The organism is Acidimicrobiales bacterium (assembly GCA_036378675.1).
Lineage (GTDB): Bacteria > Actinomycetota > Acidimicrobiia > Acidimicrobiales > Palsa-688 > DASUWA01.
In genome coordinates this window covers 70,883-89,199 of sequence record DASUWA010000002.1, presented here as the reverse complement: position 1 = coordinate 89,199, position 18,317 = coordinate 70,883, and the positions used below count along the sequence as shown (strand labels likewise).

General features: G+C 65.4%; 18 protein-coding genes and 1 tRNA gene. 13 read left to right on the top strand and 6 right to left on the bottom strand.

All coding sequences use genetic code 11. From position 1 onward, the window contains the following. Positions 1 to 126 precede the first annotated feature (126 nt). The gene (locus tag VFZ97_00985; protein HEX6391981.1) at positions 127 to 936 is read right to left on the bottom strand and encodes a hypothetical protein; all 810 of its coding nucleotides are present in this window, start codon (positions 934 to 936) and stop codon (positions 127 to 129) included. Between the two features lie 111 nt (positions 937 to 1,047). Between VFZ97_00985 and VFZ97_00980 the strand changes: the two genes are divergently transcribed. The 7 genes from VFZ97_00980 to VFZ97_00950 all read left to right on the top strand — a co-directional run bounded on the left by VFZ97_00980 (position 1,048) and on the right by VFZ97_00950 (position 7,700). Next, positions 1,048 to 1,737, top strand: a complete 690-nt coding sequence (locus VFZ97_00980) for a hypothetical protein (GenBank protein ID HEX6391980.1) — start codon at positions 1,048 to 1,050, stop codon at positions 1,735 to 1,737. A gap of 131 nt (positions 1,738 to 1,868) precedes the next feature. Next, positions 1,869 to 2,582, top strand: a complete 714-nt coding sequence (locus tag VFZ97_00975; GenBank protein ID HEX6391979.1) for a hypothetical protein — start codon at positions 1,869 to 1,871, stop codon at positions 2,580 to 2,582. A 44-nt stretch (positions 2,583 to 2,626) separates the two neighbouring features. Next, positions 2,627 to 4,579 carry a copper resistance protein CopC gene (locus VFZ97_00970; GenBank protein ID HEX6391978.1) on the top strand — a complete coding sequence of 651 codons (1,953 nt, stop codon included), beginning with the start codon at positions 2,627 to 2,629 and terminating at the stop codon, positions 4,577 to 4,579. A 97-nt stretch (positions 4,580 to 4,676) separates the two neighbouring features. Next, a complete protein-coding gene (locus VFZ97_00965) occupies positions 4,677 to 5,003 on the top strand; it encodes a DUF6130 family protein (GenBank protein HEX6391977.1) in 327 nt (108 codons plus the stop codon). Continuing rightward, positions 5,000 to 5,590, top strand: coding sequence for a CPBP family intramembrane glutamic endopeptidase (locus VFZ97_00960; protein ID HEX6391976.1), 591 nt, complete (start codon positions 5,000 to 5,002; stop codon positions 5,588 to 5,590). Before VFZ97_00965 ends, VFZ97_00960 begins: the two co-directional genes overlap by 4 nt. Continuing rightward, complete coding sequence (locus tag VFZ97_00955) at positions 5,587 to 6,951, top strand: ABC transporter substrate-binding protein (protein ID HEX6391975.1); 1,365 nt, start codon at positions 5,587 to 5,589, stop codon at positions 6,949 to 6,951. The genes VFZ97_00960 and VFZ97_00955 overlap by 4 nt, the downstream gene beginning before the upstream one ends. Next, positions 6,948 to 7,700 (top strand): hypothetical protein, encoded by a 753-nt coding sequence (locus VFZ97_00950; GenBank protein ID HEX6391974.1) that lies wholly within the window; start codon positions 6,948 to 6,950, stop codon positions 7,698 to 7,700. The genes VFZ97_00955 and VFZ97_00950 overlap by 4 nt, the downstream gene beginning before the upstream one ends. A gap of 18 nt (positions 7,701 to 7,718) precedes the next feature. Here the strand turns inward: VFZ97_00950 and VFZ97_00945 are convergent, their stop codons facing one another. The 4 genes from VFZ97_00945 to pheA all read right to left on the bottom strand — a co-directional run bounded on the left by VFZ97_00945 (position 7,719) and on the right by pheA (position 10,194). After that, positions 7,719 to 8,255, bottom strand: coding sequence for a hypothetical protein (locus VFZ97_00945; GenBank protein HEX6391973.1), 537 nt, complete (start codon positions 8,253 to 8,255; stop codon positions 7,719 to 7,721). A 208-nt stretch (positions 8,256 to 8,463) separates the two neighbouring features. Then, positions 8,464 to 8,551, bottom strand: a tRNA-Ser gene (locus tag VFZ97_00940). 36 nt (positions 8,552 to 8,587) lie between these two features. Continuing rightward, a complete protein-coding gene (locus VFZ97_00935) occupies positions 8,588 to 9,226 on the bottom strand; it encodes a nitroreductase family protein (protein ID HEX6391972.1) in 639 nt (212 codons plus the stop codon). Further along, complete coding sequence (pheA, locus tag VFZ97_00930) at positions 9,223 to 10,194, bottom strand: prephenate dehydratase (GenBank protein ID HEX6391971.1); 972 nt, start codon at positions 10,192 to 10,194, stop codon at positions 9,223 to 9,225. Before pheA ends, VFZ97_00935 begins: the two co-directional genes overlap by 4 nt. A gap of 22 nt (positions 10,195 to 10,216) precedes the next feature. Between pheA and larB the strand changes: the two genes are divergently transcribed. From larB to VFZ97_00910, 4 genes are all read left to right on the top strand, one after another. After that, positions 10,217 to 11,026 (top strand): nickel pincer cofactor biosynthesis protein LarB, encoded by an 810-nt coding sequence (gene larB / locus VFZ97_00925; GenBank protein ID HEX6391970.1) that lies wholly within the window; start codon positions 10,217 to 10,219, stop codon positions 11,024 to 11,026. Further along, positions 11,023 to 12,276 carry a nickel pincer cofactor biosynthesis protein LarC gene (larC, locus tag VFZ97_00920; protein HEX6391969.1) on the top strand — a complete coding sequence of 418 codons (1,254 nt, stop codon included), beginning with the start codon at positions 11,023 to 11,025 and terminating at the stop codon, positions 12,274 to 12,276. The genes larB and larC overlap by 4 nt, the downstream gene beginning before the upstream one ends. Positions 12,277 to 12,456: 180 nt before the next feature. Then, positions 12,457 to 14,049, top strand: coding sequence for an ABC-F family ATP-binding cassette domain-containing protein (locus VFZ97_00915; protein HEX6391968.1), 1,593 nt, complete (start codon positions 12,457 to 12,459; stop codon positions 14,047 to 14,049). Further along, positions 14,046 to 14,846 carry an inositol monophosphatase family protein gene (locus VFZ97_00910; protein ID HEX6391967.1) on the top strand — a complete coding sequence of 267 codons (801 nt, stop codon included), beginning with the start codon at positions 14,046 to 14,048 and terminating at the stop codon, positions 14,844 to 14,846. Before VFZ97_00915 ends, VFZ97_00910 begins: the two co-directional genes overlap by 4 nt. Here the strand turns inward: VFZ97_00910 and VFZ97_00905 are convergent. Beyond that, positions 14,843 to 16,726, bottom strand: coding sequence for an ABC transporter ATP-binding protein (locus VFZ97_00905; GenBank protein HEX6391966.1), 1,884 nt, complete (start codon positions 16,724 to 16,726; stop codon positions 14,843 to 14,845). The genes VFZ97_00910 and VFZ97_00905 overlap by 4 nt on opposite strands. A gap of 95 nt (positions 16,727 to 16,821) precedes the next feature. Between VFZ97_00905 and VFZ97_00900 the strand changes: the two genes are divergently transcribed. Then, on the top strand, positions 16,822 to 17,316 hold the full coding sequence (locus VFZ97_00900) for a GNAT family N-acetyltransferase (GenBank protein HEX6391965.1): 495 nt from the start codon (positions 16,822 to 16,824) through the stop codon (positions 17,314 to 17,316). A 41-nt stretch (positions 17,317 to 17,357) separates the two neighbouring features. Continuing rightward, on the top strand, positions 17,358 to 18,269 hold the full coding sequence (locus tag VFZ97_00895; GenBank protein HEX6391964.1) for a hypothetical protein: 912 nt from the start codon (positions 17,358 to 17,360) through the stop codon (positions 18,267 to 18,269). Positions 18,270 to 18,317: the final 48 nt, after the last annotated feature.

The window sequence follows — 18,317 nt, the reverse complement described above, 5'->3', positions numbered from 1 at the left end:
CCCACCGGCACCGGCCGGACCAGATGGGCGATGCGATGGAAGCCAGCGCTCAACGCCTTCGCCATCACATTCGCCGACCGATTCCCCGACGCAGAGACCTACTAACAGGAACGCCGGAAACACCGTTTACGAGATAGACCCGACGTCGCCTGGGCGCTCGTCCCCCGAGAACGTGTACAGGGGATGGCCAGCGGCGGTGAGCTGCATGGCTCCATCGGCTTGATGCAAAACGCCGAGGGGCGCGTTGATCCCACTGACGATGGTCGGTGCTCGGGTGATCAGTAGCGGCGGCCAGTCCTGTAAACACCATGCTGCGGTGCACGCGGTGCTGGTTGGCGTGTCGTCCCTGTAGGTATAGAGCGTCTGGCCGTCCGCGTCGGCGAGTAGTTGCCCGGCGGCGGTGGAAACTACCTGTACGGACTGGTGGGCACGCGGGGCTGTCGAACGGAACCCGACAGGTGAAAGAGGGAGAAAGTTGCCTGTGGGGTCGATCGCGAACCAAGTCTCCCCGACGGACTCCCCGCGGACGTCACCTGCTCGGCGGTCGGCGGCAAACCGGTACAGCGGGTAGCCGTTGAAGGTGACCTGGGGAGCGCCGTCTGGGCGGGTGACGAGTCCGATGAGCGTTTTGCTGATCCCCGCGACAGTCGGAGTGTCTCCGTTGGCCAGTATCGGCGGCCAGTCGTGGGCGCAGTCGCCTGTGCACGTCGTCACGGATGGGTGCGTCTGATCAGGAAGGTAGATGTATGCGGTCAGACCGCTCGCGGTGACCACCATCTTTCCCGAAGAAGTGTTCAGGACTCGGAGTGTGAGATTGGCACGATGCTTGCTTGATCCGCCGTTCGTGGTGATCGCCGCGACGACACCTGCTGCGATGGCAACCACGATTGCGGCGGCGAAGGTCACGAGCCGCCGGGGATTCCGTGTCACGTTCATAGAGGGGTCGGGGATATCGAGACCGTAGTTTTAAGGTTCTAGTTATCGGGACCGCGGGAGTTGGCCGCTGGGCGGTTGGTTCGAGGGCCTGAGTTGGCCTAGCGTGCTTTCGTGTCCGTGACTCGGCGCTGGCCGAGATGGCCCTTCCTGCTGACTGCCCTGGCTGGCGCGTGGATCGGTCACTTCGTGGAGTACGTCCGTGTGGACGGTTTGGGTGCGGGCCTCGGGGAAATGACCAGCTCCGTCCATTCGTACTTCTTCCCAGCGGGGGCAGCGCTGATGGCGGTGGTGGTGGCGGTCCTATTCGTTGCCCGTCGGGCGTGGGTCTTTCTCGGTGACCGCCTGCGTGCCGCAAACGTCGGTCTCTGGCGGCGGCCCGGGGCCGTCCCGGTCCCTGTTAACCATCGCTCAACGCCGTCGGTCAGCCTTTTCCCTCTGTGGATGACCCTGACGTCGCTTCAGATCGGAACCTGGGTCTTCCAGGAGAACCTTGAGGCAGTGGGCAGCGGCCACCACGCCCCGTTGCTCGGAGTCCTGGGCGGCGGCCACTGGATGGCCCCTCTTGTTCAAGCCGAGTTAGCCCTCATCCTCGCAGTCGCCTACTGGGCGATCCAACGATGGTTCGAGGTCCGGCGGTCGCGGCTCGCGTTCGTCGAGCGCCTAGTAGTGCAGAAGTGGAGTCCTCGCTATGGGCTGCTACCCGCTTCGGCCCGGCCGACTGCCGTGCCATCCACTCCATTGGATCGTTGGGGAGCCCAGCGTTGGCAGCGCCCCCCTCCTCTAGTTCTGGTCTGTAACTGAGCGCTTAGGCGCCCCGATGGCCCCCGTGGCCTTGTTGTCGCCTTAATGACGCTTCATAAGTGGCGCGCTTCGTTTTCTGCAAACGCAGCCACCCACCACGTCACGACCAGTTCGCAAAGGAGAACAGTCCTATGAATCGTTTCTGGCGCGCTGTAGCGGCAGCCAGCGCGACGACGGTTGCGTGCTTTATGGGCGCGCCAGCCGCGTTTGCTCACGAGCAGCGCCAAGTTGGCGCCTACCAGCTCACCGTCGGGTGGGAACACGAACCCACTTACGTCGGTGACCAGAACGCAGTACAGCTCTTCGTCCACGACGGTCGAGGAAATCCGGTCGATGACCTCGGTTCTCCGGTCACACTTCAAGTGGAGGTCATCTTTGGCGGCCAGACCAGCTCACCGCTGGATCTGGGGGCCTCGTTCGACCCCGATACCGGGTTGGGCACCCACGGGGAGTTCGATGCCGCCATCGTGCCGACGGCGGCAGGCAATTACACCTTCCACTTTTTCGGAACGATCAACGGCCAGAAGGTGGACGAGCGCTTCACATCAAGCCCGAAAACCTTCAACGCTGTTGAAGATCCGACCAGCGTCCAGTTCCCTGCCAAGGTTCCCACCGTGCCAGAGCTGGCGACGCTTGCTAATCGCTTGTCGTCGCGGGTAGATCACGCAACGGCGGAGGCTGCGTCGGCGAAGAACAAAGCCAGCTCGGGACACACCCTGGGCCTGGTTGGCGTCATCCTCGGCGCCGTCGGATTGGCTGTGGGCGGGACAGCACTGGCCGTTTCACGGCAGCGAATCGGCTCTCGCAGGCCGTCGACTACCGACGTTACGACGATGGGCGGGTAGACACAGACATGGGACACCGGCGGCGCTCACCGCTGAGGCGGCTCTTGTTCGCCGTTTCTATGGGAGGTGTCACCGCTGCAGGAGTGCTCGCTGGGGCCGGTCCAGCGAGCGCTCACGCCCTGGCTGTCTCCTCAACGCCGCCCGCCGGGTCCACGCTCGCCGAGGCCCCGAAAACCGTCACTATCGTCTTCAGCGAGTCTCCGGACCCACGACTCTCGACGATCCAGGTCTTAGACACCACCGGGAGTTCGCACCAGATCGGGCGCAGCTCAGCCGTTCCGAGTGAGCCCAACACGTTGCAGGTCGAGGTCGAACCACTGGATCCGGGTGTGTACACCGTTAGTTGGAGGACCGTGTCTCGGGTGGACGGGCACCTCGCAACGGGCTCTTTCGCCTTCGGCGTGAAGGTCACACCGAGTGGACTTACCGCCTCTTCTGGTGTGGTACGGGCGCCTCCGGCGTCGACTTGGGCCGTCGCGGCCCGCTGGTGCTTCTACGTGGGAGTGATGGGATCGGTGGGTGTGGCGGTGATCGGATGGCTCGCCGGACCCGTACTCCCGCCGAGACGCCTGCGCTGGTTCTCGCTCGCCGGGTCGCTGCTAGCCGTCGGCGGCGTAGTGGCTCTGGAGGAGCAACAGCGCCGCTCGGATCACATCTCATTGGGGGGTCTGCTCGGATCATCGCTGGGCCATCAGGTCTTATGGCGGGGAATACCGTTGCTGGCTGGAGGAGCGGGTCTTGTGTGGATGGGGCTGCGGGCGAGCAGCCGCGCACCGCTCGCTGTCATCGGTAGCTCGGTTCTGGTCGCCATGTTCGGCGACGTCGAGGCGAGCCACGTTTCAGGGGAACGGTCATGGCGCTGGTTCCACGTCCTAACCCAGTGGGTGCATTTCGCGTCCGCAGGGGTCTGGCTGGGCGGCCTCGTGGTGTTGGTCGGAGTGATCACCACCCTCGAGTCCTCCGGCCGGCGGACCCTGGTCAGGCGCTTCTCGAATGTTGCCCTGGTGTCGATCATCGTCCTCGCCGCCAGCGGCGTGCTCCGTGGGCTCGACGAGATCCGGTCCTGGCACGGCCTGTTCGACACCAGCTTTGGAAAATGGGCAGTAGTCAAGGTCTCGTTGCTGATCGTCCTTGCCGGTTTTGGGTTTCTCCAACGAACCAGTGGCGCACCGTTGGCGGGGCAAGGATCGGTGCGCATCCTGCGCCGAATCGGGACGTCTGAACTGGCAGTGGCGGCAGTTGTTCTGGTAGCCGCGGGCTTCTTGCAGAGCCTGGCGCCTCCGAGCGCAACCAGCGCGCCGAAGGCTGCCAAGCCGATCGTCGTGTCCGGCAACGACTTCGCGACAACGGTGAGGGCGCGCCTGCAAATATCGCCGGGTACCCCGGGTTTCAACCGCTTCACGCTGGATGCACTTGACTACGACTCTCTACGGCCCGTGGCGGCGCAGCTCGTCAGCCTGACGTTCGCTCTTGCAGCCCGGCCCGACCTTGGGACCTCGACACTCAACCTGTCCCGCCAACCCGACGGCAGCTACGGCGCGGTCGCGCCGAACCTCTCAGTGGCGGGAACCTGGACCGTCACGGTCCTCATCCAACGACCGTCGCAATCTGCCGAGGTACCGCTCACGATCACGACGCGGGCCGTCCCGGTAAAGATCGACGTGTCCCGAAGCCTAGGGCTGCCGACCGTATACACAATCCATGTCACGACCACCGCGAGCGTGCAGGTGTATCTCGATCCGGGGAAACCCGGGTTCGACGAGTTCCACGTCACCGTCCTTTCCCCGAACGGAAACGAGATCCCCACGGGCGCACTCGAGGTTCACGCCGCAAAGAAGGGTCAGGTGGCCACACCCCTTACGGTGCGCCGGTTGGATCCGATCGGTCACTATGTCGCGGACCTTCCCGGAGCTACCAGCGGCAGTTACCAGTTCAGTGTTGATGCCACAACAGATCAGGGGTCACTCCATGCTGATATCGCGATTTCAGTCTCGTAAGCGAAGAACCTGGCCGGCGCGAGGCCGCGGGGTTGGGGCTGGAGTCTTCCTTCTCGTCTTGATGAGTTTGGCTGGCTGCAGCGGTGGAGGCTCGACCGTGACGACAACGCGACCGCATACCAACGCGCAGCTGGTCGTCGTTTCCCCCACCCCGAACCAGGTGACGGGACCGGATGTTCCGGTCCAGTTCCAGGTTGTCGGTGCGACCGTCTCGCCACCGCAGAAGAACCACCTCGCACCCAACGAGGGACACATCCACGTCACCTTGGACGGAAAGCTGGTCTCGATGGCGTACACGACGTCCACCCAGTTGGTCGGGCTGAACCCGGGTCCGCACACGCTGCAGGCTGAGTTTGTCGCCAACGACCACCTGCCATTCGCAGACCGGGTGATCTCGGTCGTGCTGTTCACGGTGAAGTCATGACGGCAGTGGCAATCGAACGCGGCCGGGCGACAGTCTCGGCGGCTTGGATAAGCATCGGTACGGTCGCCACCGGCCTCGCCATTCTCCTCGCCCGGCCTGCCATCGCGTCGACGGTCGGTTGGAGCGTGCCGGTGGTCGCGGGCTTGTTTGCGACCATTCTCGTGCTCGGGGTGGCGGCACCTGCGGGACACGAGAGGCGCGCACATCCGGCTTCGGTGACCTGGCAAGCGTCGGTATTCGCAGCCGGAGCGCTGGTGTTCGTGTTAGGCCGCTCGATCTCCTCCGGGCGCGGTCCGATGCCGGCGACAGCGGTGTTCGTCTCTCTCAACATCCTGGCGGCGATCGCCGAGGAGGCCCTCTTTCGCAGGGTCGCTTTCGACGCCCTGCTGCCCGCAGGTCCGATCGCGGCAATCGGCGGATCGGCATTCGTGTTCGGCCTCGCCCACGTCACCGTTTACGGCTGGTGGGCCTTCCCGATCGACTTAGCCGCCGGGGTCGTCTTCGGTTGGCAACGTTGGGCAAGCGGAAGCTGGGTGGTGCCTGCCGCAACCCATGCACTGGCCGACCTTCTGGCGGTGATCCAATGAAACGTCGGAGCAAGTTCCTATTCGCCGGCATAGCGGCGGCCTTCGCGATCGCCGGCTGCGGTAGCTCGCCAGCGCAAAGATCATCGCAATCCTCGCCCGTGGTGATCGGCGCTATCTACCCACTTTCAGGCCCTCAAGGAAGCGGTGGAGTCGCGGAAGAGCGTGGCGTTGCGCTCGCCGCGGACTACGTCAACCAACACGGCGGGGTCGACGGTCGCCCGGTCAAGCTCGATCTGATCGATGTTCCGACCGCCGAGTCGGTGCCCTCCGCAATGGCGACCCTGCAGCAGCACCAGGTTCGGATCGTCGTGGGGACCCACGGGAGCACGATGAGCGCCGAAGCAGCCCAACAGGCCGAGCAGAGGAACCAACTTGTCTGGGAGACGGGGGCAGTCGGCAACCTCGAAATGGGGAATGCTCCCCCGTTGTCGGGTTCCGCCGACGGGGGTAGCTACTCATCCGGCACGGATTCGGACTGGAGCCCTGGCAACACCAGCCCAACTCCGGTCGCAGGGATGGGCAAGTCGTTCTTCCGGATGTCGCCGCAGGGAGCGAGCCTTGGGCGGGCCGGCATCGACTTCGTCCTCAGCGATCTGGCCCCTCAGCTGCCCGGGCGACCGACCCCGCGAGTCGCGGTCGCCTACGTGCAGGACGTCTACGGACAGGCCGTCGCTCAAGGAGTAATCGACCAGATTCATGCCGATCACGTCGAGCTCGCGGGAGTCTTCCCGTATCCGGAGTACGAAACCGACTTTGCACGGATCGCAGACGCGATCAAGCGCTCAGGAGCGAACGTCCTCTACGCCTCTTCTTACCTAGCCGACGGCGAGGCCTTGCGAAGGGCGACGATCTCCCAGCACGTTCCCCTCGTCGCAAGCGTCGGTACCAGTTCGAGCTACTGCCTGCCGGAGTTTGGCGACGAGCTGCAAGCTTCCGCCGTCGGACTGTTTGCATCTGACAAGGCCGCCGCGTACAGCATCAACCCCAACGGCCTGCTTCCAGAAGGCCGCGCCACGCTGTCATGGGCACAGGCAGCGTGGGCACAGCACTACAACACCCCGATGGACGCGTATGCGACATCAGGCTTCGCGAACGCTTACGCGCTCTTCGCCCACGTTCTGCCCGCCGCTCACGGTTTCACACCACAAGCGGTTACGGAAGCAGCCACCCATATCAGGCTCGCTCCGGGGAGTCTCGCCGACGGATCCGGGATCGACTTCCCCGCCACGGGCGTTCAGAGAGGGGAGAACCAGGCCGCGGCGAGCGTCATCTGGGAGTGGGTCGCCCCCGGGAAAGAGGTCGTCGTTTGGCCGCCTGCGTTCGCAACCCAGCCAATCGAGATTCTTCCGATCCAAAGATGAGCAGATTCGACAAACCCTTAGTCGCAACTGCCAGCGGCTTTGCGGTCGCTCTCGCGTTCTATCTGGCGGCGGCATTAGTCACTGCCGGGCCTGAACGCCAACAGCTCCGGCCGTTGTACGAGGGCATCGGCCCCTCGGCACCTTACAGGTGGGTCAACCCGCCGCCGGCGTTCAGAGCCAACAACGTTTCGCCGGTCCCGGTGAGTGAGTCGTTCGACCTCACCAGTTCGGGGTCGCCGGAGGAAGCCGCGGGCAGCGGGGATGCCCAGCTCGCTATCACCCTGGCTGCTGGATCGATACCTCCATCCACGGGCCAGACGTCGGTATTGATATCGGTGACCCCCGTCGATCCCGCCAAGCTGGCTCCGCTCCCGCCGGGTCTCTATTCAGACGGGAACGCATATCTCGTAACAGCCGACTACGAGCCCGGGAAGGTCTCGATCCCCGCTGCAGCGCAACCCATGGACGCCGTCCTTCGCACGCCGGTCAGTTCGGTCGCGCTTCTAACATCCCCTGATGGCAGGAGCTGGACTCGAATTCCCGATCAGCACATCCCCAATCTGGCAGCCGTGGCGACGACCTTCACTCACTTCGGGTACATGGTCGCTGCGGCCAACGTTCCCGTCGTGTCGAAATCATCATCGTCCAACGCTGGCATCGTGCTGGTGGTCGGTCTGGGGATAGCGGCCGTACTCTTCCTGGCGGCCGCCTTGATCTGGCGCAGCGAACGCCGGCGACGGCCCGGATAGCGATCCTTGTGTGCGGGACTAGATCGCTGACCGGATAGCTCTTGGTTCATGACGAAAGGTGCGCGCCCCGTAACAGGCCAACGTCACGAGTAGAAGTTCGCATGCGGTCGCGATGAGTCCTGGCGTTGTCAGGCGCTCGGCCCTGAAAGCCTCCGGCCCAAAGGGCATACCAACGGTGCGAGAGAAAATGAACAGAACTACCACGGCGTTGTTCCCGAATGCTCCCAGCAACAGCAGCCTCGCGCCTGGACGTGTCAGGACCAGCACGGACCATATGGCTTGGGCGATGGACGCGAACACGAAAAAGAGGCCGTAGACGATCCACTCCCGAAAGTGCTCGGCGCATACTGAGATATGGATGGCGCTGGCAGCCAGACTGAGTGCGGCAAACCAAATCGTCAATGGAGTCGGCTTCGAGATTGTCCAACCGGATCGTTTCACTCGTTCGGCGAGCCGTATGCCGACAAAGGTGACCACTCCGGCGCCCGCGACCAGCCCGAAATGCCACCACGGGTGACCGCCGCTGGCGGTCGCAACTGAAACGATCGGGGTCAACGCGGACCCTCGGCCATTTCGATGGTAAGCAGCCGACCGTGCGCTTTGGTCAACCTCCAATCGCTCCCTGCCGCTGGTCCCGCGCCAAGCGCCATTCGGACATTTCGGCAAGAATCAGCCCCAGCTAAAGCCTTTCGGATTGTTCGGTACGCCAAGCAGAGACGGCATGGAGGAGGCCGTGGTCCGCGTACAGATCGGAACCGAAATCTGGCGGAGGGAGTGGGATTTGAACCCACGGGGACTTGCATCCCAAGGCTTTTCAAGAGCCTCGCATTCGGCCGCTCTGCCATCCCTCCTCGACCGCCGAGCTGCAGCAGCCGATCACGGCAACGCTACCTTGTGTTGCCCCAACCCTCCCAGTATGTGATGGTCTCGATCGGAGGGCGTTTCGCCGGTTTGAAGTCGCTTCCGACGGTGTATGCGACCGGGATCAGCGCGACCTGGGTGACGTCGTCGGGGATACCGAGCAGCGCGGCCGCTTCTTTTTCCTTCATCAAATGCAGCGTGGTCCACGCCGAGCCGAGCCCCCTGCTGCGAAGCGCGAGCATGAAGCTCCACGCAGCAGGAAGGATCGAGCCGTAGATCGACGCCGACATGATGTTCGGCGCGTTGTCCGCCCGTCCGTGGATGCAAGGGATGACGTGAACCGGCACCCGCCCGATCACATCCGCGAGGTGTACTGCGCTCTCGTACACCCGCTTGGTCTGTGGGTGCATTTCGCTGGCGGTCGCCGATCGCAGGTAGTCGGCACCTCCCTCGGAGTAAAGCCGACCTAGCTCGGCTCGCTTCTCGGCGTCCGTAACCACGATCCAACGCCATCCCTGGGCGTTGCTTCCCGTCGGAGCCTGCACCGCCAGGCGAAGGCACTCGAGGATCACCTCCGGCTCGACCGGCCGGTCGAGATCAAGTCGTTTCCGGACGGAGCGGGTAGTGGATAGCAGGCGATCGGTGACGGCCGTGTCGAAGCTCACGGGTGTTCCTCCTTGGATGTTGGGAGTACGGTCGATCGAAGTTCGTCGATCCAGCGGTCCGCGGCGCGCCAGGCCCGGTCGGCGTGCCGGCGGCGCGCCGCTCCGTGCTCACCGGCGGCTGGGTACGAGCCGAGGAACTTCAGCTTCCTCAAGCTTGCGTGAAGGTCCCTCAGACAGTCCGCCACGACCTCTTCGCCGACATGGCCCTCGAAGTCGATGATGAAGCAATACTCACCGAGTGCCTTCTTGGTCGGTCTCGACTCCAGCTTCACGAGGTTCAGATCCCGTGCCGAGAACTGGCCGAGTATCCCGTGAAGGCTGCCCGGATGATCGGACGACTGAAAACACACCACGCTCGTCTTGTCGTGCCCCGTCGCAGCCGGTATCCCCTTTTCGGGTCGGGCCACCAGGACGAAGCGGGTCGAGTTGTCGATGTGGTCCTGGATTCCCGGGGCCAGCACATCCAGCCCGTAGAGCTCCGCGGCGAGCACCGTTCCGATTGCGGCCGATCGAGGATCACGCTCCTCCCCGACATGGCGCACCGCCTCCGCGGTCGACGTGGCGGCGATCTCCTCTACATCGGGGAGGTTTTCGGTGAGCCAGGTCCGGCACTGACCGGTCGCGTGGGGGAACGACACCACCCGCTCGATGCCACCGAGCCCGGTGCCTGGCACCACGAGCAGGTTCTGGGTCACCGGCAGGACCACTTCGCCGACGATGATCAGGTCCCGCTCGAACACGAGTTGGTCCATGGCGATCGACACCGTTCCCTCTATGGAGTTCTCGATCGCCACGAATCCGTAGTCGACGTCGCCGTCGCTCACCGCCGACAGAACGTGGATGAAGGACGGCAGCGGAAGTCGCTTGGCCGGTGCCAGGCCGGAATCACTTCGGAGCGCCTCCTCGGTAAAGGTCCCCGACGGCCCCAGGAAGCCGATCGTGGCCTGCGGGGAGACGGCACCGGTCATGGCGGGGCAGGATAGAGCCCACATGGACGAGCCCGCCCTTCGAAAACTCCTGGACCAACTCGCCGCCGGCGACCTGGACGCCGACGAGGTGGTCCGCCGGCTCCGCCGGCTTCCTTTCGCCGAGCTCGGCTACGCCAACGTCGACCACCACCGCGAGCTGCGCCAGGGGGTGCCCGAGGCGGTTTACGGTCCCGGAAAAAGCGCCGCCCAGTGCGTCGGAATCGTCGGCGAGCTCCTCTCGGCCGGCGGTGCGGAAGGCGAAGGCGGGCCGGTCGTGCTCAGCCGAGCCAATGAGGAACAGGTCGCCGCGGTCTGTGCTGCCCACCCTGGGGCGATTGTGACCGGCGCGACGGTGGTGTGGCGGCCTGCGTCACCGCGACCGGAGGGCGTTGTTGTCGTCACCGCCGGAACAGCCGATTTGCCCATCGCGGAGGAGTGCCGGGCGATCCTGCGCGCGTTCGGATTCGGAGCCGCTCTGATAACCGACGTCGGGGTCGCCGGCCTGCACCGGCTGCTGGCTCACGCCGAGTTCATACAGGCAGCCGACGCGGTCGTAGTGGTTGCCGGGATGGAGGGCGCGCTGGCGAGCGTCGTCGGCGGGCTCACCGCCGCGCCGGTGGTAGCGGTCCCGACGAGCGTCGGTTACGGCGCCTCATTGGGGGGCGTCACAGCGCTCCTTGCGATGATGGCCTCGTGCGCGTCGGGCGTCGTCGTTGTCGGGATCGACAACGGCTTCGGCGCAGCCCACGCGGTTCGTCGCATCCTCGGATCGCACCACGTGCCTCGGGAAACGCCCGGCGTAAAGAGCGAGGTAGAGGACATCATTCGGTGACAACGGTCGCCTGGTGGCACTGCTTCGCCGGCGTCGCCGGCGACATGGCGCTGGCAAGCCTGATCGACGCCGGCGCGGACCTGGGCCTCATCGAGCGCGAGCTGGTCGGCCTACCGGTCGGCGGCTGGACGCTTGACGCGGAGGAAACCCTCCGGGCGGGAATCGCGTGCACGCACGTTCGGGTTCGAGTCCGAGATCACCAGGTTGTCAGGACCTACGGCCACATTGTCGGGCTGATCACCGAGGCGCGGCTTCCCGAGCGCGCCAGGCAGAGGTCGCTGGCGACTTTCGCCCGGTTGGCTGAAGTGGAGGGAAGGCTGCACCGCCGCCCCACATCGCAAGTCCATTTTCACGAGGTCGGAAGCACCGACGCGATCCTCGACATCGTCGGCACATGCGTCGCCCTCGAACTTCTGGGAGTGGACGAGATCCGTTGCAGCCCGGTGGCTCAGGGCACCGGCATGGTTCAAAGCGCGCACGGCTCGCTGCCGATCCCAGCCCCCGCGGTCGTCGAACTGCTCGCGGGGGCACCCACTTACGGAACCGGTATTCCGTATGAGCTGACCACTCCGACCGGTGCCGCTCTTGTGTCGACGTTGAGCGCGGGTTGGGGCCCGATGCCCCCGATGGAGATCACAGGTTCCGGGTTCGGCGCGGGAACGCGCGACATCGAGGGCCTGCCGAACGTGGTCCAGGTGGTTGTCGGCAAAGCGGTCGACCGGGCCGACATCGACCCGGCGCACGGGCAGCCGATCGTCCTCGTCGAAGCGAACGTCGACGACGTAACCGGAGAGATCCTGGGCACCACCGTGTCCGCGCTCATCGGCGCCGGCGCCCTGGACGCGTGGGTAACGCCGGTGACCGGCAAGAAGGGTCGGCCGGCCCACGTGGTGAGCGCGATTTGCGACCCGCCGCTCACCGGCCGGTTGCGACAGGTCCTGGTCGACGAAACCGGGACTCTCGGCGTCAGGGCCCAAACGTGGGAGCGTTGGCCGTCGCAGCGTCAGTTCTCGGAAGTGGAGGTCGGGGGGTTTCCAGTCCGTGTCAAGAAAGGGCCCCGCCGCATCAAGGCCGAACACGACGACGCGGCTCGGGTTGCCCGTCTGCTCGGCGTCCCCGTGCGGGAGGTCGCCAGGCTCGCCGAGCAGGAGGCGCACCGACAACTGGACGGCTCGGACGGCTCGGACCGCAGGGGGCTCGGTCCTGTTGACGGCCCCGGTGGCGGGAGTGGGGGACCGGCGCCGGCGTGAGCTAATCGCCGGTGGGCGAACTAGCCGCCGTATTTGGGCGTGACTTCCGCGTTCGGGTGTGGATTTGCGCGCTCTGCTGATCAAACCCACGCCCAAAGCGCTGATTCCGCGCCCAAACGCGTGACCCCAAACATCGAAACTCCCAGACCCCAACCGCCCCGCTCCGCCATCATGGATTGCGTGCTCGAAGCCCGGCACCTACAGGTCGAGGTCGGCGGCCGCGTCACCTTGGAGGACGCGTCCTTCATGGTGCGCGCCGGCGACAAGGTCGGCCTCGTGGGCCGAAACGGCGCGGGCAAGACCAGCCTGCTCAAGGTCCTCGGTGGTGAGAACCCGCCGGCGGCGGGGACGGTCACCGTGCAGGGTCGACTGGGTTTCCTGACCCAGGACCCGAGGGCGCTCAGGCACGTCAGCCATTCGAGCGGACTGAGCCACGTACTTTCCGGAAGAGGCCTCGACGATGCCGCCGACCGTCTCGAAAAGTTGCGGCTGGCGATGGAGGAGTCCCCGTCGGAGCGGACCATCTCTCGCTACTCCCGCGCCGAAGAACACTTCGCCGCCCTCAACGGCTACGCCGCCGAATCAGAGGTCCGCCAGCTGGCCGCAGGATTAGGTTTGACGCCCGGCCGACTCGATCTTCCGCTCCGCGTGCTTTCCGGCGGAGAAAGACGCCGCGTCGAGCTCGCCCGGATCCTCTTTGCCGGCTCGGACGTGTTGATGCTCGACGAGCCCACCAACCATCTGGACAGCGACGCCAAGACCTGGCTGATGTCGTTCCTCCGCGACTATCGCGGCGCCCTGCTGGTGGTCAGCCACGACCTAGATCTGCTGGACGAGTCGATCACTCGCGTCCTTCACATCGACGATGGCGAACTGGTCGAGTACAAGGGCACCTACTCGCAATACCAGGAAGCCCGGAAGGCAGACGAGGAACGCCGTCGCAAGCTGGCGTCCCGGCAACAGGCCGAGATCAAACGACTTTCCGACCTGGCCGAGTCGATGCGGCACCAGACCGCGAAGCGGGCGCGCACCGCGAAGTCTCTCGACAAGAGAGTCGAACGGCTGCGTTCCACTGCGGCTTCAACTCCGAAGCGAAGAGACCGCCGTTACAAGGTCAACTTCCCCCAACCGCCCCGAGCTGGCCGCGTGGTGTTGGAAGTCGAGGGGCTCGCTCAGGCCTACGGAGGCCCGCCGGTCTTCGAGGACGTCTCGTTCGCTTTGGAGCGCGGCGAACGGCTGCTGGTCATGGGACTCAACGGTGCGGGCAAGACCAGCCTGCTCCGGATTCTCGCCCGCGAAGCGCAACCGGTCGCCGGGACTGTTAACGCCGGCCTCGGTGTCGTACCGGGTTACTACGCGCAGGAACACGAAGGAATCACGCCCGGAATAACAGTCCTCGCCCACATGCGAGAGAAGTCGAACGCGCCAGAGGTCGACCTCCGTGAGCTCCTCGGGATGTTCAGCCTGACGGGCGACATCGCTTTTCAGGACGCAGGCACGCTATCCGGCGGGGAGAAGACCAAGCTCGCCCTGGCGCAGCTCGTCGCCGGGCGCCACAACCTGCTGTTGCTGGACGAGCCGACCAACAATCTCGACCCACCATCGAGGGAAGCGATAGGCCGCGCCCTCGCCGCTTGGCCGGGTGCAATGGTGATAGTCAGTCACGACGTCGGTTTCGTCGCCGAGTTGGCTCCGAACCGCGTGCTGATGATGCCTGAGGGGATCGAAGACTTCTGGAGCGACGGGATGCTCGAGTTGGTGGCGCTCGCTTGAGCCAACCCGAGACCGACCTCCAGCTCGCCCTTCGGCTTTGCGACATCGCCGACGGGATCACTTCGAAGGCGTTCCGCCGGCCCGACCTCGCCGTCGAGACCAAGCCCGACCTCACGCCCGTCACCGAATCGGATCGAGGGGTGGAGCTCGCCCTCCGAGAGGAGCTGGCTCAGCTCAGACCCGACGACGTGATCGTGGGCGAGGAGTTCGGCGAAAGCTCAACGGGAGCGACCGGATCGCGACGCCGTTGGATCATCGATCCGATCGACGGAACCAAGAACTTCGTCCGCGGTATTCCGGTCTGGGCGACTCTCCTGGCTCTCCAATCCGACGGCGAGGTCACGGTCGGAATCGTGTCCGCCCCCGAGCTCGGCAGGAGGTGGTGGGCGGCGCGGGGGCAGGGCGCCTACGCGGGCGTCCCTGCCGGCGCCGGAACCCCTATCCGGGTTTCGGCGGTGGCCAACCTCGGAGACGCCCAGCTTTCCAACGGCAGCCTCTCCGGCTGGGAAGAGCACGGCGGACCCGCGCGGGTAGTGGAGCTCGCGCTTCGGTGCTGGCGGGACCGAGCGTTCGGCGACTTCTGGTCGCACATGCTCGTCGCAGAGGGCGCGTGCGAGATAGCCCTCGATCCGATCGTTTCGCTGTGGGACCTAGCCGCGATTCAGGTGATCGTGGAAGAGGCCGGCGGAACGTTCACCGATCTGTCCGGAGTGGCGCGCTCGGACGGAGGAAGCGCGATCAGTTCCAACGGGCTGCTTCACGACGCCGCGCTCGCGATCCTGAACGGGCTCGCTTAGCTGGCGGGGGCGAGCTCGCCGGCGCCTCGCAGGTATTGAGTCTGGTAGAGATCGGCGTAGAGTCCGCGCTCGGCGACGAGCGAAGAGTGAGTTCCCCTCGCGACGATCCGGCCGTCGTCCAGCACGAGGATCTGATCTGCTGCCTGGATGGTCGAAAGCCGGTGGGCGATCACGATCGAAGTTCGACCCGACAGCGCTGCCGCCAGCGCTTGTTGCACAAGGAGCTCGGTTTCCGAGTCCAGATGGGCGGTGGCCTCGTCGAGTATGACCACGGCCGGATCCTTGAGGAGAACTCGGGCTATCGCGAGCCGCTGCTTCTCTCCACCCGACAACCGGTAGCCCCGTTCTCCGACGACAGTGTCGTAACCGTCGGGCAGCGACTCGATGAGATCATGGATGCGTGCAGCATGGCAAGCTGCGCGCAGTTCCTCGTTGGTAGCTTCGGGTCTGGCGTATCGAAGGTTCGCTGCGATGGTGTCATGAAAAAGGTGGGCGTCCTGCGTGACAACGCCGACTGCTGACGAAAGCGACGCGAGGGTCAAGTCACGGACATCGTGACCGTCGATCGTCAACGAGCCCTGAACCACGTCGTGCAGGCGAGGGATCAAACCGGACAGCGTCGTCTTTCCGGCACCGGATGGCCCGACCAACGCAGTCATCGTTCCGGGCTCGGCAACGAACGAAACGTCTTTCAAGACCCAAGCGCCGGGCTCGGTGCCCAGAGGATCGTTGGCGTGATCGGCCGTTGTCTCCAACGACGCGACCGACACGTCGGCCGCGGCAGGGTAACGGAACCAGATTCCGTCAGCCTCGATCCTGCCTTTTACGTCGGACAAGGCGATCGCACCTGGTCGTTCCGCCACTGCCGGCGGAGTGTCGAGGACCTCGAACACTCGGTCAAAACTGACGATCGCTCCGAGCAGGTCAACCCGCGTGCTCGCCAGGTCGGTGAGCGGTGAGTACAAGCGCGTCACGTACGCGGCCAGAGCGACAACTGTCCCCACCTTCAAGCTTCCCGTCACGGCCCATCGCCCGCCGAGCCAGTAAACCGCGGCTGTACCAACCGCGCCGACGAGCGAGAGCGCGGCAAACAGGTAACGGCTGAGCAGCGCCAGACGGATGCCCGAGTCGCGCACCGCCGCCGCGCGGCCGGAGAACTCCTTCGACTCCTGATCGGGGCGTCCGAAGAGTTTGACGAGCATCGCGCCGGCGACGTTGAAGCGTTCGGTCATCGTGGCGCTCATGTCGGCGTTGAGCTGCATCCGGCGACGGGAAAGCCGGCTGATTCGCGACGCCATCAGCCGGTCGAGCAGCACGAACGGCGGCAGCACGATCAGGGCCAGACCGGTGATGCCTGGACTCAGTACGAACATCGGAACCAGCGTTGCGACCAGCGTGAAGAGATCCGAGGTCACCGACGCGGCGGTTCCCACCGCGTTCTGGGCGTCGAGCACGTCGTTGGTCAGTCGTGACATCAGCGAGCCGGTCTGCGTGCGCGTAAAGAACGCGACCGGCATCCGCTGCACGTGGTCGTACAGCTGAGCGCGCAGGTCGTAGATGATTCCCTCGCCGATCACCGAGCCGAACCACCGGTTGACGAGGGACAGCGCCGTCGTCGCGAGGGCCAGGCCGACCATCCCCGCAGCCAGCACGTCGACCAGGTGCAGGTTGTGGTGGCGGATGCCGTTGTCGATCAACGACTGGACCAGCAGTGGCGGGATGGACCCGATTCCGGCGCCGGCCATGATCGCCAGCAGGTACAGGGTCAGCCGGCCGCGGTAAGGCCTCAGGAAACGCCAGATCCTTCGCAGTGTCCCCTTGGTAACGGCGGCGGCTTTCAACTCGTCCGGATCGCGTATCGAACCGCGATATCCCCTCAACAGTTTGCTCCCATCTGTAATGCTGTAATCAGCAACGGCTGGACGCTCGAGCTTGTTCCCGATCCATGATGGCCTCGACTGCCATGATTTCGCCGGTGGACCTGCAGCTACGTCTGCTGACCCGCGCCGAGGCCGAGCGGGTGGTGCGCCGGCGCAACGATCCGTCCGCCGGAGACTTGCCGTGGGCGGACGAGTATCCGCTGGACGGGGACACCCGAGCCTGCGCCGCCTACATCACCCAGCTACCGATCGAAGGCGGCGCCGGCGCAACGAACGAATTCGGCTACTACCAGATCGTCGAACGCGGCCAGGTCGTCGGCGGGATCGGCTTTCACGGTCCGCCCCGTGCGGGCGTCGCGGAGGTGGGCTACGGCGTGGTGCCCGCTGTCAGAGGTCGTGGCGTCGCAACCGGCGCGTTGCGGCTCGCTGTCGAGGTCGCTCGGATGAGCGGACGGGTCTCCAGGCTGGTCGGGCGCACGACCCCGGACAACCTGGCCTCCCAGCAGGTCATGCGGTCCGTCGGAATGGGGGTCGTCGGTCACGACGACGAGTTCCTCCACTTCGAAATGGCGGTCGAGCGCGCCGGTTAACAGGTGGCCGACACCGCCCGATTGGGGCCATTATGGGTCCAATGGACCGATTGATACGCCTTGCCGGCCGTATGCCAACCGCGGTCGCGCTGGCCGGCGCGCTCGCCCTGGCCGCCGGCGGGTGTTCCTCTTCGCACCACGGAGCCGCCGCCAGGAGCGCAGGCCCGACAGTCGCCGGAGCATCTGCCGAGTCCGGCACCTCGTCGACGCAGGCGGGGTCGGCGCCATGGACTTCCGCGGCCGCCGGACCCGGCAGCAAGTCGCCGACCACGACCAGGGGCCCCGGATCAGGACCTTCCTCGTCGCACTCCTCGGGCCCGCCAGCAGCCAATACCGGGAACTCACCCGCCAACGCCAACAACGGAGTTCCGGTGCCCGCGACCCCCGGGACTTACACGATGGACCAGTCCGGCGGAGTCACCGGCTTCTACACCGAGCCGGCGCAGGGGACCCTCGTGGTGGATCCCGCGCAATCGAACGGAGTCCAGGTCGAGCACCGCCACGTCGATCAAAGCAACCCGCCGGCAGACACGAGCACTCAGTACCTGTCGACCGGTCCGGTGATCCTCTCCACTACAGAAGGAGCCGGATCCAACCAAGTGTCCTGCACGTTCAATCCTCCGATCGAAGCCCCTCCGTGGCCGCCCGCGGTCGGCAAGACATTCTCCTCGCAGGGCACCTGCGGCAGCGGCAACACCGTGACAGTGCAGGGCAAGATCACCGGCAGCCAAACTGCGACCCTGAAGGACGGCGAGACCTTCACCGTCTGGGTGATCGATTCCACCATCAACATGACCGGACAGATTCAGGCAAGCGGCACCCAGGTCGACTGGTACGCGCCGGCTCTTCGTCTCCCGGTCCACGAGCAGACCGACATCCAGGGCAAGTACCAGGGCACGTTCCCCTTCACGCTTCACTCTGTCAGCGACCTGGTCAGCAGCCACCCCTCCTGACCCGCAACGCGCGCTACACCGGGCCCGACCGGGGCCCCATCCCCGGTC